11 protein-coding genes and 1 tRNA gene are annotated in these 15,522 nt (G+C 58.9%); all 12 read left to right on the top strand.

Annotation, left to right across the window (positions count from 1 at the left end; genetic code table 11):
* Positions 1-107: 107 nt before the first annotated feature.
* The 12 genes from IGB42_RS21485 (at position 108) to fusA (ending at position 15,458) form a co-directional block, all read left to right on the top strand.
* Positions 108-183, top strand: a tRNA-Trp gene (locus IGB42_RS21485).
* Positions 184-250: 67 nt separating this feature from the next.
* A complete protein-coding gene (secE, locus tag IGB42_RS21480) occupies positions 251-604 on the top strand; it encodes a preprotein translocase subunit SecE (RefSeq protein ID WP_159675602.1) in 354 nt (117 codons plus the stop codon).
* 22 nt (positions 605-626) lie between these two features.
* Positions 627-1,160, top strand: a complete 534-nt coding sequence (gene nusG / locus IGB42_RS21475) for a transcription termination/antitermination protein NusG (protein ID WP_174764249.1) — start codon at positions 627-629, stop codon at positions 1,158-1,160.
* A 90-nt stretch (positions 1,161-1,250) separates the two neighbouring features.
* Positions 1,251-1,682, top strand: a complete 432-nt coding sequence (gene rplK, locus IGB42_RS21470) for a 50S ribosomal protein L11 (protein ID WP_159675600.1) — start codon at positions 1,251-1,253, stop codon at positions 1,680-1,682.
* A complete protein-coding gene (gene rplA, locus IGB42_RS21465) occupies positions 1,683-2,378 on the top strand; it encodes a 50S ribosomal protein L1 (RefSeq protein WP_159675599.1) in 696 nt (231 codons plus the stop codon).
* Positions 2,379-2,619: 241 nt separating this feature from the next.
* Positions 2,620-3,117, top strand: coding sequence for a 50S ribosomal protein L10 (gene rplJ, locus IGB42_RS21460; RefSeq protein WP_159675598.1), 498 nt, complete (start codon positions 2,620-2,622; stop codon positions 3,115-3,117).
* Between the two features lie 42 nt (positions 3,118-3,159).
* Positions 3,160-3,528 (top strand): 50S ribosomal protein L7/L12, encoded by a 369-nt coding sequence (gene rplL / locus IGB42_RS21455; protein ID WP_159675597.1) that lies wholly within the window; start codon positions 3,160-3,162, stop codon positions 3,526-3,528.
* A gap of 185 nt (positions 3,529-3,713) precedes the next feature.
* Positions 3,714-7,886, top strand: coding sequence for a DNA-directed RNA polymerase subunit beta (gene rpoB / locus IGB42_RS21450; protein WP_159675596.1), 4,173 nt, complete (start codon positions 3,714-3,716; stop codon positions 7,884-7,886).
* A 69-nt stretch (positions 7,887-7,955) separates the two neighbouring features.
* Complete coding sequence (rpoC, locus tag IGB42_RS21445) at positions 7,956-12,134, top strand: DNA-directed RNA polymerase subunit beta' (protein ID WP_159675595.1); 4,179 nt, start codon at positions 7,956-7,958, stop codon at positions 12,132-12,134.
* A gap of 226 nt (positions 12,135-12,360) precedes the next feature.
* A complete protein-coding gene (rpsL, locus tag IGB42_RS21440) occupies positions 12,361-12,732 on the top strand; it encodes a 30S ribosomal protein S12 (RefSeq protein ID WP_084093110.1) in 372 nt (123 codons plus the stop codon).
* A 128-nt stretch (positions 12,733-12,860) separates the two neighbouring features.
* Positions 12,861-13,331 (top strand): 30S ribosomal protein S7, encoded by a 471-nt coding sequence (gene rpsG, locus IGB42_RS21435; RefSeq protein WP_159675594.1) that lies wholly within the window; start codon positions 12,861-12,863, stop codon positions 13,329-13,331.
* A gap of 27 nt (positions 13,332-13,358) precedes the next feature.
* A complete protein-coding gene (gene fusA / locus IGB42_RS21430) occupies positions 13,359-15,458 on the top strand; it encodes an elongation factor G (protein ID WP_159675593.1) in 2,100 nt (699 codons plus the stop codon).
* The last annotated feature ends 64 nt before the right edge of the window (positions 15,459-15,522 follow it).

The following is a 15,522-nucleotide window of genomic DNA, read 5'->3' as shown; positions in this document are numbered from 1 at the left end:
CCATCCGTGAAGGCGGTCGTACCGTCGGCGCCGGTGTTGTTGCGAAGATCATCGAGTAAGAAGATTTACAAAAAGGCGTAACACAGATATAGTGTTGCGCTCCCCGTAGGCGAGTAGCTCAATTGGCAGAGCACCGGTCTCCAAAACCGGGGGTTGGGGGTTCGAGACCCTCCTCGCCTGCCACGGTTTATATACAGAGCCGTTTCCGCAGGGAAGCGGCTTTGTTTCATTTTTTGATCCCGAAGGGCGCATGGAAAGCATCGACAAAATCAAGGTCGCGGCGGCGTTGCTGCTGGTGGGTTTCGGTGTGGCTGGCTTTTATGCCTTGCCGGCCGATCAGAGCGTATTGCGGTCGCTGGCAGTCGTAGCCGGCCTGTTGCTGGCGGCAACGGTGCTCTGGTTCTCGCAACCGGGGCGCGAATTCGTGGATTACGCACGCGATTCGATCAAGGAAGCGCAGAAGGTTGTCTGGCCCAGCCGCAAGGAAACCTGGCAGGTGACTGGCGTGGTCTTTCTGTTTGTGGGGGTGCTGGCGCTCTTCATGTGGGCGGTCGACTCCGGGCTTGCCTGGGTGTTCTACGATCTGATCCTCGGTCGCGGCTAAGTAAACGGTCAAGGAGAAGGGTATGGGAATGCGTTGGTATGTTGTGCATGCCTATTCGGGTTTTGAAAAGAATGTGCAGAAGGCGCTGAAAGAGCGCATAGAGCGCGAAGCGATGCAGCACCTGTTTGGCCAGATTCTGGTGCCGGTCGAAGAGGTGGTTGAAGTAAAGGCGGGACGCAAGGCGCTGACCGAGCGCAAGCTGTTTCCGGGCTATGTTTACGTCGAGATGGAAATGACCGACGAATCGTGGCACCTGGTGAAGTCGACGCCGAAAGTGACGGGCTTCCTGGGGGGTGTGGGCAATCGCCCGACGCCGGTGCTGCCGCGTGAAATGGATGCTGTACTCAAGCAGATTCAGGAAGGCGTGGAAAAGCCGCGTCCGAAGATCCTGTTCGAGGTGGGCGAGACCCTGCGCGTAACCGATGGCCCGTTTGCGGATTTCTCTGCAACCGTGGAAGACGTCGATTACGACAAGAGTCGCCTCAAGGTGTCGGTGCTGATCTTCGGTCGCGCCACGCCGGTTGATGTGGATTTTGCCCAGGTCGAGAAGGCCTGATCTGGGTGTTGGCTGGCACCGCTGAAAGGCGGTGCTGTTGGGGAGCGAGGCGCAAGCTTCGCGTTTGACCCGTTTTCAGGAGTTTAAATCGTGGCAAAGAAGATTGTCGGCTATATCAAGCTGCAAGTGCCCGCTGGTAAAGCAAACCCGTCGCCGCCTATCGGCCCGGCGCTTGGTCAGCGTGGTCTGAACATCATGGAATTCTGCAAGGCGTTCAACGCGCAGACCCAGGGTATCGAGCCGGGTCTGCCGATCCCGGTCGTGATCACTGCGTTTGCAGACAAGTCCTTCACCTTCGTGATGAAGTCGCCGCCCGCAACCATTCTGCTGAAGAAGGCTGCCGGTATCCAGAAGGGCTCGCCGAAGCCGCATACCGACAAGGTAGGCAAGGTATCGCGCGCACAACTGGAAGAAATCGTGAAGACCAAGCAGGCTGATCTGACAGCTGCTGACCTCGATGCTGCCGTGCGTATCATCGCCGGTTCCGCACGGTCGATGGGTCTTGAAGTGGAGGGCGTGTAAATGGCCAAGATTTCCAAGCGTCTCGCCGCGCTCAAGGCAACGGTTGATCGCAACAAGCTGTACGCCGCCGATGAAGCCATCGCGCTGGTGAAGGCTGCTGCAACCGCAAAATTCAATGAATCGATCGATGTTTCGTTCAACCTCGGTGTTGACGCACGTAAATCGGACCAGGTTGTACGTGGTTCGGTCGTGCTGCCCAAGGGTACGGGCAAGTCGGTTCGCGTCGCTGTGTTCGCACAGGGCGCAAACGCCGAAGCCGCCAAGGCTGCCGGCGCTGAAGTGGTTGGCTTCGAAGATCTGGCAGAACAGATCAAGGCCGGCAACCTGAACTTCGACGTCGTGATCGCATCGCCGGACGCAATGCGTATCGTCGGTCAGCTGGGCCAGATCCTCGGCCCGCGCGGCCTGATGCCGAACCCGAAGGTTGGCACCGTGACCCCGAACGTTGCCGAGGCCGTGAAAAACGCCAAGGCCGGTCAGGTCCAGTACCGTACCGACAAGGCTGGTATCGTTCACGCCACCATCGGCCGTGCTTCGTTTGAAGCCGCTGATCTGAAGGCCAACCTGGCTGCACTGCTCGACGCACTGCAAAAAGCCAAGCCGGCTTCCAGCAAGGGTGTGTATTTCAAGAAGATCGCCGTGTCCAGCACCATGGGCGTTGGCGTTCGCGTCGACACACAAAGCGTCGCGCAATAAAGAACTTTGGGCCCGTGCCGGCTGAAAGGCCGATGCGGGGTTGTCAAAGACCGTAGGCGCCGGGGTAGTTCGCTCCCTGGCTTAATTGTCTGGTCCGCCAGGCGGCCTACGCAGACGGTGTGCCCCAATCCTGATTTTTCCTGCCGGTTGCAAGACCGGCGGTTTCCTGAAGGTTATGGTCGCCGTTTGTTGGGGGTGCAGCGCAGGTTGCACCACACCATCTCTCAAATGGAGGTAGACCTTGAGTCTCAATCTCGAAGATAAGAAGGCCGTCGTAGCAGAGATTTCGGCAGAAGTTGCCAAAGCTCAAACGCTCGTCGTTGCCGAGTATCGCGGGATCGGGGTCGGCAGCATGACTCAACTGCGCAAGCAGGCTCGTGAGTCCGGCGTATACCTGCGTGTTCTGAAGAACACGCTGGCACGTCGCGCTGTGCAGGATACACCGTTTGCCGAGCTGGCCGACCACATGGTTGGCCCGCTGGTTTACGGTCTGTCTGCTGACCCGATCGCTGCAGCCAAAGTGCTGAACGACTACGCCAAGAAAGACGACAAGATCGTCATCAAGGCTGGTTCGTACGACGGCAAGCTGCTGAGTGTTGCTGAAGTTGGCGCGCTGGCAAGCATCCCGAGCCGCGACGAACTGCTGTCGAAGCTGCTGTACGTGATGAAGGCACCGGCTTCCGGCTTCGTCCGTGGCTTGGCCGCTCTGGCCGAGAAAAAGCAAGCCGAAGCTGCTTGATCCGAACCCGATTCATATCCCGAATTTCAGGAGTAATACCAAATGGCCCTGTCCAAAGAAGATATCCTCGAAGCCGTAGCTGGCTTGACCGTTCTCGAACTGAATGACCTGGTTAAGGCTTTCGAAGAGAAGTTTGGCGTTTCCGCTGCTGCTGTTGCCGTTGCTGGCCCGGCTGGCGCTGCCGCTGTTGTTGAAGAAAAGACTGAATTCGACGTGATCCTGACTGGCGTTGGCGCCAACAAGGTTGGCGTGATCAAGGTCGTGCGTGAAGTGACTGGCCTGGGCTTGAAAGAAGCCAAGGATCTGGTTGACGGCGCACCGAAGGCTGTCAAGGAAGCGATTGCCAAGGCTGATGCCGAAGCCATCCAGAAGAAGCTGGTTGAAGCTGGTGCTACTGCAGACGTGAAGTAATCACGTAAGCTTTGCAGTATAGGCAGGCGGAGGAATCCGCCTGCCCTTTTGCGTTTGTCAGTATTGCTTGTATCCGTTGCCCCTAGCAGGCGACAAACCGGAAACCGTGTCGGCTCGTAGCGTAGCCATCAGGACCGGCATTTTGCGGTTTGTCTTTTGCGCCCCTCCATGGAGAGCTTTTGAGTATGAATTACTCGTTCACAGAGAAGAAACGCATTCGTAAGAGTTTTGCGAAGCGCGCGAGCGTGCTGGAAGTTCCGTTTCTCCTCGCGACCCAGATCGACTCGTACAACGAGTTCCTGCAATTGGGTACGCCGGTTTCGGAGCGAAAAACCAACGGCCTCCAGGCTGCGTTCAGCTCAATCTTCCCGATTGAATCGCACAATGGCAATGCCCGCCTCGAATTCGTCCACTATGTACTGGGCGAACCGCCCTTCGACGTGATCGAGTGCCAGCAGCGTGGTATCACCTACGCTGCGCCACTGCGTTCGCGCGTGCGTCTCGTGATCATGGACCGCGAAGCGGCCAAGCCGACCGTGAAGGAAGTGAAAGAACAGGACGTGTACTTCGGCGAAATCCCGCTGATGACACGCAATGGCTCCTTCGTCATCAACGGCACCGAACGCGTGATCGTGTCCCAGCTGCACCGCTCGCCGGGCGTGTTCTTCGAACACGACAAGGGCAAGACGCACAGCTCGGGCAAGCTGCTGTTCTCCGCCCGTATCATCCCGTACCGCGGCTCCTGGCTCGATTTCGAATTCGATCCGAAGGACCTGCTGTTCTTCCGTATCGACCGCCGTCGCAAGATGCCGGTTTCCATCCTGCTCAAGGCGCTGGGTTTCAACCCGGAACAGATCCTCGAACAGTTCTATGATACAGACCGCTTCGAAATCAGCGATGCCGGCCTGTCGCTGGAGCTGGTGCCGGAACGCCTGAAGGGCGACGTCGCCAAGTTCGACATCCTGGCCGACGACGGCAAGGTGCTGGCGCAGAAAGACAAGCGCATCACTGCCAAGACCATCCGTGACATCCAGGCAGCCGGCATCAAGTCGCTGCCGGTGCCGTCCGACTTCATCTTCGGCCGCCTGCTTGCGCACAACGTGGTGAAGCCGGAAACCGGCGAGCTGGTTGCACGTGCTTGCGAAGAAATCACCGAAGACCTGTTCGACAAGCTCGAAGACGCCGGCATCAAGGAAGTGAAGGTGCTGTACGTCAATGATCTCGACCAGGGCGCCTACATCGCCTCGTCGCTGCGCAATGACGACGTGGCCGACCAGTACGCAGCACGCGTGGCCATCTACCGCATGATGCGCCCGGGCGAGCCGCCGACCGAAGATGCAGTCGAGGCGCTGTTCAACGGCCTGTTCTTCTCCGAAGACCGTTACGACCTGTCGGCTGTGGGCCGCATGAAGTTCAACCGCCGCGCCTATCCGGATCGTTACGACGAAAAAGCCCCGGGCTGGCTGCGCAAGTTCTACGAACGTACTGGCCCGCATGGCGTCGAAGGTGCAGGCATCCTGTCCGTCGACGACATCCTGGCCGTGATCAGCATCCTGGTCGAGCTGCGTAACGGTCGTGGCGACGTCGATGACATCGATCACCTGGGTAACCGTCGCGTGCGTTCGGTGGGTGAGCTGGCGGAAAACCAGTTCCGTGCCGGCCTGGTGCGCGTCGAGCGCGCCGTGAAGGAACGCCTCTCGCAAGCCGAGAGCGACAACCTGATGCCGCACGACCTGATCAATGCCAAGCCGGTATCGGCCGCGATCAAGGAATTCTTCGGTTCGTCGCAGCTGTCGCAGTTCATGGACCAGACCAACCCACTGTCCGAGATCACCCACAAGCGCCGTGTATCGGCACTGGGCCCGGGCGGTCTGACACGTGAACGTGCCGGTTTTGAAGTCCGTGACGTGCACCCGACGCACTACGGTCGCGTTTGCCCGATCGAAACGCCGGAAGGCCCGAACATCGGCCTGATCAACTCGCTGTCGTGCTATGCACGCACCAACTCGTACGGCTTCCTCGAGACCCCGTACCGCAAGGTGATCGACAGCAAGGTAACCGACCAGATCGAGTACCTGTCCGCGATCGAAGAAGGCAAGTACGTGATTGCGCAGGCCAACGCTGAAATCAGCGAAGCCGGCCTGCTGATCGACGAGCTGGTGACCTGCCGTGAAGCGGGCGAAACCATCGTGGCGACACCGGATCGCGTCCAGTACATGGACGTGGCGCCGAGCCAGATCGTTTCCGTTGCTGCATCGCTGATTCCGTTCCTCGAACACGATGACGCGAACCGCGCGTTGATGGGTGCCAACATGCAACGCCAGGCCGTGCCTTGCCTGCGTGCCACTGCGCCTTACGTGGGCACCGGTATCGAACGCACATGTGCGATCGACTCGGGTACTGCGGTTGCCGCACTGCGTGGCGGCTCGGTCGACTACGTCGATGCCAACCGTATCGTGATCCGCGTGAACGACGATGAAGCCGTTGCTGGTGAAACCGGTGTGGATATCTACAATCTCACCAAGTTCACCCGTTCCAACCAGAACACCAACACCAACCAGAAGCCGGTTGTGGAGCGTGGTGACAAGGTGGTGAAGGGCGACGTGATCGCTGACGGTGCATCGACCGACATGGGCGAAATGGCGTTGGGTCAGAACATGACCATCGCGTTCATGCCGTGGAATGGCTACAACTTCGAAGACTCGATCCTGATCTCGGAAAAGGTGATTGCAGACGACCGCTACACCTCGATCCATATCGAAGAACTGAACGTGATGGCCCGCGATACCAAGCTGGGCCCTGAAGAAATCACCCGTGACATCTCCAATCTGGCAGAGCGCATGCTCGGCCGCCTGGATGAATCCGGCGTGGTGTACATCGGTGCCGAAGTCGAAGCGGGTGATGTGCTGGTAGGTAAAGTGACGCCGAAGGGCGAAACCCAGCTGACGCCGGAAGAAAAGCTCCTGCGTGCGATCTTCGGTGAAAAAGCGTCCGACGTGAAAGACACCTCGCTGCGCGTGCCGTCCGGCATGTCCGGTACCGTCATCGACGTGCAGGTGTTCACCCGTGAAGGCGTGGAGCGCGACAAGCGCGCCCAGTACATCATCGACGATCAGCTGCGCCGCTACCGTACCGACCTGAACGATCAGTTGCGTATCGTTGAAAACGACTTGTTCGAGCGTATCGAGCGCCAGATCGTTGGCAAGAAAGCCAATGGTGGCCCGCTGAAGCTGGCCAAGGGCACCGTGATCACCCATGAATACCTGGCTGATCTGCCGACCAAGCACGACTGGTTCGACATCCGTCTGTCCGACGATGAAGGCGCACGCCAGCTGGAAGCGATGAAGGACCTGATCGCCCAGATGAAGTCCGAGTTCGACCTGCGCTTCGAAGACAAGAAGCGCAAGCTCACCCAGGGCGATGAACTGCCGCCGGGCGTGATCAAGATGGTCAAGGTGTACGTGGCCGTGAAGCGGCGCCTGCAACCGGGCGACAAGATGGCCGGCCGTCACGGCAACAAGGGTGTGGTCTCCAAGATCCTGCCGGTGGAAGATCTGCCGTACATGGCCGATGGTACCCCGGTCGATATCGTGCTGAACCCGCTGGGTGTGCCGTCGCGGATGAACATCGGCCAGATCCTGGAAGTGCACCTGGGCTGGGCTGCCAAGGGTATCGGCCAGCGCATCGACAAGATGCTGCGCGAGCAGCAGAACACGGCCGATGTACGCAGCTACCTGGACAAGATCTATAACAATAGTGGCAAGAAAGAAGATATCGCCAGCTTTACCGACAAGGAAGTGATCACGCTGGCACAAGGTCTGCGCAACGGCATGACGTTTGCCAGCCCGGTGTTCGACGGCGCCAAGGAAAGCGAAATTGCCGACATGCTGGCACTCGCCTACCCGGACGACGACGAGCGCACCAAGCGTCTTGACTTCAATGACAGCAAGACACAGATGCAGTTGTACGATGGCCGCACCGGCGAAGCATTCGAGCGCAAGGTCACCGTCGGCGTCATGCACTACCTGAAGCTGCATCACCTGGTTGATGACAAGATGCACGCGCGTTCTACCGGCCCGTACTCGCTGGTTACCCAGCAGCCGCTGGGTGGTAAGGCGCAGTTCGGTGGTCAGCGCTTCGGTGAGATGGAAGTCTGGGCGCTGGAAGCCTACGGCGCCGCTTACACGCTGCAGGAAATGCTGACGGTGAAGTCGGACGATGTAAATGGCCGTACCAAGGTCTACGAAAACATCGTCAAGGGCGACCACCGGATCGACGCAGGCATGCCGGAATCCTTCAACGTGCTGGTGAAGGAAATCCGCTCGCTGGGCATCGATATCGATCTGGAAACCAACTGATCTGTGTGAGGCGTGAGGGGTACGCAACCGCGTGCCCCGCCACCTCACTCCTCACAGGAGAGAATTAATATGAAAGGCTTACTCGAACTCTTCAAGCAAGTAACGCAAGAAGAAGAATTCGATGCGATCAAGATCGGGCTGGCATCGCCCGAGAAGATTCGCTCCTGGTCGTTCGGCGAAGTCAAAAAGCCGGAAACCATCAACTACCGTACTTTCAAGCCGGAACGCGATGGCTTGTTCTGCGCCCGTATCTTTGGCCCGATCAAGGATTACGAATGCCTTTGCGGCAAGTACAAGCGCCTCAAGCATCGTGGTGTGATCTGCGAAAAGTGCGGCGTTGAAGTCACGCTGTCCAAGGTGCGTCGCGAGCGCATGGGCCACATCGACCTGGCATCGCCGGTCGCGCACATCTGGTTCCTGAAGAGCTTGCCTAGCCGTCTGGGCATGGTGCTCGACATCGCGCTGCGCGATATCGAACGCGTGCTGTACTTCGAAGCCTTCATCGTGGTCGAGCCGGGCATGACCCCGCTGACCCGTGGCCAGTTGCTGACCGAAGAAGATTACTTCAACAAGGTTGAAGAGTTCGGTGACGAATTCGTCGCGCTGATGGGCGCCGAAGCGGTGCGCGAGCTGCTGAAGAACCTCGACGTCGAGCAGGAAATCACCACGCTGCGTTCCGAGCTGGAATCGACCTCGTCCGACACCAAGATCAAGAAGATCGCCAAGCGCCTGAAAGTGCTCGAAGCGTTCTCCAAGTCCGGCATCAAGCCGGAATGGATGATCATGGACGTGCTGCCGGTGCTGCCGCCGGAACTGCGCCCGCTGGTACCGCTCGATGGCGGCCGTTTCGCTACGTCGGACCTGAATGACCTGTATCGCCGCGTCATCAACCGTAACAACCGTCTGAAGCGTCTGCTCGAGCTGCGCGCGCCGGAAATCATCGTGCGCAACGAAAAGCGCATGCTGCAGGAATCGGTCGATTCGCTGCTGGACAACGGTCGTCGTGGCAAGGCCATGACAGGCGCCAACAAGCGTCCGCTCAAGTCGCTGGCCGACATGATCAAGGGCAAGGGCGGTCGTTTCCGTCAGAACTTGCTGGGCAAGCGCGTTGACTACTCGGGCCGTTCCGTCATTACCGTGGGCCCGTACCTGCGTCTGCATCAGTGCGGCCTGCCGAAACTGATGGCGCTGGAGCTGTTCAAGCCGTTCATCTTCCACAAGCTCGAAGTGCTGGGCCTCGCGACCACCATCAAGGCCGCGAAGAAGATGGTCGAATCCCAGGAAGCCGTGGTCTGGGACATCCTGGAAGACGTGATCCGCGAACATCCGATCCTGCTGAACCGTGCGCCGACGCTGCACCGCCTGGGTATCCAGGCGTTTGAACCGGTATTGATCGAAGGCAAGGCCATCCAGCTGCACCCACTCGTTTGCGCGGCCTTCAACGCCGACTTCGACGGTGACCAGATGGCTGTCCACGTCCCGCTGTCGCTGGAAGCGCAGATGGAAGCCCGCACGCTGATGCTGGCCTCCAACAACGTGCTGTCGCCAGCCAACGGCGAGCCGATCATCGTGCCGTCGCAGGATATCGTGCTGGGCCTGTACTACATGACGCGCGAAGCCGTGAACGGCAAGGGCGAGGGCATGGCCTTCGCTGACGTCAAGGAAGCGATCCGCGCCTACGAAAACAAGGCTGTGACGCTGCAGACCCGTGTCGCCGTGCGCCTGAAGGAATGGGAGAAAGACGACAACGGTGAGTGGCAGGCGAAGTTCGTTCGCCGTGAAACCACGGTCGGTCGTGCCATCCTGTCCGAAATCCTGCCCAAGGGCCTCGACTTCAGCCATATCGACAAGTCGCTGAAGAAGAAGGAAATCGGCAAGCTGATCAACGCATCGTTCCGTCGTTGCGGTCTGAAAGAGACCGTGGTGTTCGCCGACCAGCTGATGTACACCGGTTTCAGCTACTCCACACGCGGCGGTATTTCGATCTGCGTGGACGACATGCTGGTGCCGACCAAGAAGATCGAGCTGCTGGCCGCCGCCAATGCCGAAGTCAAGGAAATCGAGCAGCAGTACAGCTCGGGTCTGGTGACGCAGGGCGAACGCTACAACAAGGTCGTCGACATCTGGGGTCGCGCTGGTGACCAGATCGCCAAGGCGATGATGGATCAGCTCGGCAAGCAGAAGGTGATCAACCGCGAAGGCAAGGAAGTCGATCAGGAATCGTTCAACTCGATCTACATGATGGCCGACTCCGGTGCGCGGGGTTCCGCTGCACAGATCCGCCAGCTGGCCGGTATGCGGGGCCTGATGGCCAAGCCGGACGGTTCGATCATCGAAACACCGATTACCACCAACTTCCGCGAAGGCCTGACGGTTTTGCAGTACTTCATCTCCACCCACGGCGCCCGTAAGGGTCTGGCGGATACGGCGTTGAAGACCGCGAACTCGGGTTACCTGACCCGTCGTCTGGTCGACGTGACGCAGGATCTGGTGGTGACCGAAGACAATTGCGGCACCAAGAACGGCGTGACCATGAAGGCTGTGGTACAGGGCGGTGACGTGATCGAAGCGTTGCGCGACCGTATCCTAGGCCGCGTGGTGCAGGGCGACGTGGTCGACCCGGCAACGCAGGAAACCGTGATCGAATCGGGCACCTTGCTGACCGAAGACCTGGTGGATGAAATCGATGCCGCCAACGTCGACGAAGTGAAGGTCCGTACTCCGCTGACCTGCGAAACGCGCTATGGCCTGTGCGCCAAGTGCTACGGTCGCGATCTGGGTCGTGGCCACATGGTCAACGCCGGCGAGGCAGTGGGCGTGATCGCTGCGCAATCGATCGGTGAGCCGGGTACCCAGCTCACCATGCGTACCTTCCACATCGGTGGTGCGGCATCGCGTGCAGCCTCGGCCAGCCAGATCGAATCGAAGTCGAACGGCAAGATCGGCTACGCCGGCAACATGCGCTATGTCACCAACACCAAGGGCGAGCTGATCATCATCTCGCGCTCGGCAGAAGTGCTGGTGCTGGACGATACCGGCCGCGAGCGCGAGCGTCACAAGCTGCAATACGGTGCGACCTTGCTGGTCAAGGATGGTGATCCCATCAAGGCCGGTTCGGTATTGGCCACGTGGGATCCGCACACCCGCCCGATCATCACCGAATACGCCGGTCAAGTGCGTTTCGAGAACGTCGAGGAAGGCGTGACCGTGGTCAAGCAGGTGGACGACGTGACCGGCCTGTCGACGCTGGTCGTGATCAACCCCAAGACCAAGGCTGGTTCCAAGGGCGTGCGCCCGCTGGTGAAGCTGATCGACGATCATGGTCAGGAAGTGAAGCTCGCCGGCACCGATACCTCGGTGACCATCGGCTTCCAGCCGGGCGCGATCATTACCGTGAAGGACGGCCAGCAGGTCGGTACCGGTGAAGTGCTGGCGCGTATTCCGCAGGAATCGGCCAAGACCCGCGACATTACCGGTGGTCTGCCACGCGTGGCCGAGCTGTTCGAAGCCCGTTCGCCGAAGGATGCCGGCATGCTGGCCGAGGTGACCGGTACCGTTTCGTTCGGCAAGGACACCAAGGGCAAGCAACGTCTGATCATTACCGATCTGGACGGCGCCGCGCACGAGTATCTGATTCCGAAGGAAAAGCATGTACTGGTGCACGACGGCCAGGTGCTGAACCGCGGTGAAGTGATTGTTGACGGCCCGATCGATCCGCACGACATCCTGCGTCTGCAGGGTATCGAGGCACTGGCGCGCTACATCGTCCAGGAAGTGCAGGAGGTTTACCGCCTGCAGGGTGTGAAGATCAACGACAAGCACATCGAAGTGATCGTGCGCCAGATGCTGCGCCGCGTGGTGATTTCGGCTTCCGGTGATTCCGACTTCATCCAGGGTGAGCAGGTCGAGCGCGCCGAGTTCCTGATTGCCAACGACAAGCTGATTGCCGATGGCAAGCAGCCGGCCATGCACGACAACGTGTTGCTGGGTATCACAAAGGCATCGCTGTCGACCGACTCGTTCATCTCCGCGGCGTCCTTCCAGGAAACCACGCGCGTGCTGACCGAAGCGGCCATCATGGGCAAGATCGATGATCTGCGCGGCCTGAAGGAAAACGTCATCGTGGGTCGTCTGATCCCGGCCGGTACAGGTCTGGCTTATCACCGTTCGCGCAAGCGTGCGGCGGCGGGCATCGAATCCAGCTCGGATGCGCTGGTGCAGGAAGTGGCTACCGAAGCAGCAGAATAAGCAGCAAAAAGAGCCGGCCCGGTGGGCTGGCTTGCTGCTGATTGTCGGTCAGGCTTGACGACAAGCACTTGATTTTCTTAGAATCGCAGTCTTTTCTGGCGACGCCCGGGCTTTAATCCGTGCGTCGCCGGCTTCATTTGGCGTGTTGCATGGCGTTTTTCGCCCTGCGGCAGGCCATGGAAAGGCCCCCTGGTGGGGGTTTTGTTAATCGAACGGAAAGTAAACAATGCCAACTATCAATCAGCTGGTCCGCAAGGGCCGCTTGAAGGAAGTGGTCAAGAGCAAGGTTCCAGCGCTCGAGGCCTGCCCTCAAAAGCGTGGCGTGTGCACCCGCGTGTACACCACCACACCGAAGAAGCCGAACTCCGCGCTGCGTAAAGTCTGCAAGGTGCGTCTGACCAACGGCTTCGAAGTCATTTCGTATATCGGTGGTGAAGGCCACAACCTGCAAGAGCACAGCGTCGTCCTGATTCGTGGCGGCCGTGTGAAGGACTTGCCGGGTGTGCGTTACCACACCGTGCGTGGCTCGCTCGATACTGCTGGCGTGAAAGACCGCAAGCAATCGCGCTCCAAGTACGGTACAAAGCGCCCGAAATAAGGCGTTTTGCCGTGGTCGGCGGAAACAGCATGTTGCTGACCGTCGAGTAAGTGGTCGTCCCGCTGGACGGCCGTGGAGTCGCCACTGTGGCGCGCTCCGACTGAATGTCACATTAGGAATAGAGAATTATGCCAAGACGTAGAGAAGTACCGAAACGCGACGTATTGCCGGATCCGAAGTTTGGTTCGGAAGAACTGAGCAAATTCATGAACGTGGTCATGATCGACGGCAAGAAAGCCGTTGCTGAGCGCATCGTTTACGGTGCACTGGCCCAGATCGAAAAGAAAACCGGCAAAAGCCCGCTGGAAGTCTTTACCACTGCCATCGGTAACGCAAAGCCGATGGTCGAAGTGAAGAGCCGTCGCGTCGGTGGTGCAAACTACCAAGTTCCGGTCGAAGTCCGCCCTAGCCGTCGCCTGGCATTGTCGATGCGCTGGTTGCGTGATGCCGCCCGTAAACGTGGTGAAAAGTCCATGGATCTGCGTCTTGCCGGTGAGTTGCTTGATGCGGCTGAAGGCCGCGGCGGCGCGATGAAGAAGCGTGACGAAGTGCACCGCATGGCCGAAGCCAACAAGGCATTCGCCCACTTCCGCTTCTAATCCAGCAATCCGTTTAAGGAAACAATCGTGGCTCGCAAGACCCCCATTGAGCTGTACCGTAACATTGGTATTTCTGCTCACATTGATGCAGGCAAGACCACCACGACTGAACGTGTTCTGTTCTACACCGGTGTGAACCACAAGATCGGTGAAGTGCATGATGGCGCTGCCACCATGGACTGGATGGAACAAGAGCAGGAACGCGGTATTACCATTACTTCTGCTGCCACCACCACCTTCTGGAAGGGGATGGCGCACCAGTATCCGGAACACCGGATCAACATCATCGACACCCCGGGCCACGTTGACTTCACCATTGAAGTCGAACGCTCGATGCGCGTGCTCGACGGTGCCTGCATGGTTTACTGCGCGGTCGGTGGCGTACAGCCGCAATCCGAAACCGTGTGGCGTCAGGCCAACAAGTACAAGGTGCCGCGTCTGGCCTTCGTGAACAAGATGGACCGTCAAGGCGCCAACTTCTTCCGCGTGGTCGAACAGATGAAGGTTCGCCTCAAGGCAAACCCGGTTCCTGTCGTTGTGCCTATCGGTGCTGAAGAACACTTCACCGGTGTGGTCGACCTGTTCAAGATGAAAGCGATCATCTGGGACGAAGCGTCCCAGGGCATGAAGTTCGAATACGGCGAAATCCCGGCCGACCTGGTTGACGTTGCCACCGAGTGGCGCGAAAAGATGGTCGAATCGGCTGCCGAATCGTCCGAAGAGCTGATGAACAAATACCTTGAAGAAGGTGATTTGACTGAAGCTGAAATCATGGCCGGTCTGCGTGCCCGTACCCTCGCTGGCGAAATCCAGCCGATGTTGTGTGGTTCAGCATTCAAGAACAAGGGCGTGCAACGCATGCTCGACGCCGTGATCGATTTCCTGCCGTCGCCGCTCGAAGTTGAAGCGGTGAAGGGTGTGAACCCGAAAGAAGTGGAAGAAACCCGCGAAGCGTCCGACACCGCGCCGTTCTCGGCACTGGCGTTCAAGCTGATGAGCGATCCGTATGTCGGTCAGCTGACCTTCTTCCGCGTCTACTCGGGCGTGGTCAACTCGGGTGATACCGTGTTGAACTCGGTCAAGGACAAGAAAGAGCGCATGGGTCGTATCGTGCAGATGCACGCCAACGATCGTCAGGAAATCGACGAAGTGCGCGCTGGTGACATCGCCGCCGGTATCGGCCTGAAGGATGTGACTACCGGTGAAACCTTGTGTTCGCCGGATCATCCGATCATTCTCGAGCGCATGGTTTTCCCGGAGCCGGTGATTCACGTTGCCGTCGAACCGAAGACCAAGGCCGACCAGGAAAAGATGGGCGTTGCCCTGAACCGCCTGGCCAAGGAAGATCCGTCGTTCCGCGTGCGTACCGATGAAGAAACCGGCCAGACCATCATGTCGGGCATGGGCGAACTTCATCTGGAAATCCTGGTTGACCGGATGAAGCGCGAATTCGGCGTTGAAGCCAACGTCGGCGCCCCGCAAGTGGCGTATCGCGAAACGATCACCAAGACCGTTGAAGATGTCGAAGGCAAGCACGCCAAGCAATCGGGCGGTAAGGGTCAGTACGGTCACTGCGTGATCACGCTGGAACCGGCTGGCGAAGGCAATGGCTACTCGTTCGTCGACGAAATCAAGGGTGGCGTGATTCCGCGTGAATTCATTCCGTCGGTCGACAAGGGTATCCAGAACACACTGAAGGCTGGTGTGGTTGCCGGTTTCCCGGTTGTGGACGTCAAGGTTCGCCTGACTTTCGGCTCCTACCATGACGTTGACTCGTCGCAGATCGCCTTCGAACTGGCCGGCTCGCTGGCGTTCAAGGAAGCGATGCGTCGCGCTTCGCCGGTTGTGCTCGAGCCGATGATGGCTGTCGAAATCGAAACGCCGGAAGAATACATGGGCGACATCATGGGCGATATCTCGTCCCGTCGCGGTATTCTGCAAGGCATGGATGACAATCCGGCCGGTGGCAAGATGGTGAAAGCCGAAGTGCCGCTGTCGGAAATGTTCGGTTATTCGACCACGCTGCGCTCGATGTCGCAGGGCCGTGCTACGTACTCCATGGAGTTCAAGCACTACTCTGAAGCACCGAAGCACATCGCCGAAGCGATCGTTGCCAACAAGAAGTAATCAGACGGCCTGGCGCCACGCGCCGGGCCATCCAAACTCATTTTGAACTTGAAGGAATTTAGCC

The organism is Andreprevotia sp. IGB-42, from assembly GCF_009848685.1.
Taxonomy (GTDB): Bacteria; Pseudomonadota; Gammaproteobacteria; order Burkholderiales; family Chitinibacteraceae; genus Andreprevotia.
This window is presented reverse-complemented; position numbering and strand designations above follow the sequence as displayed.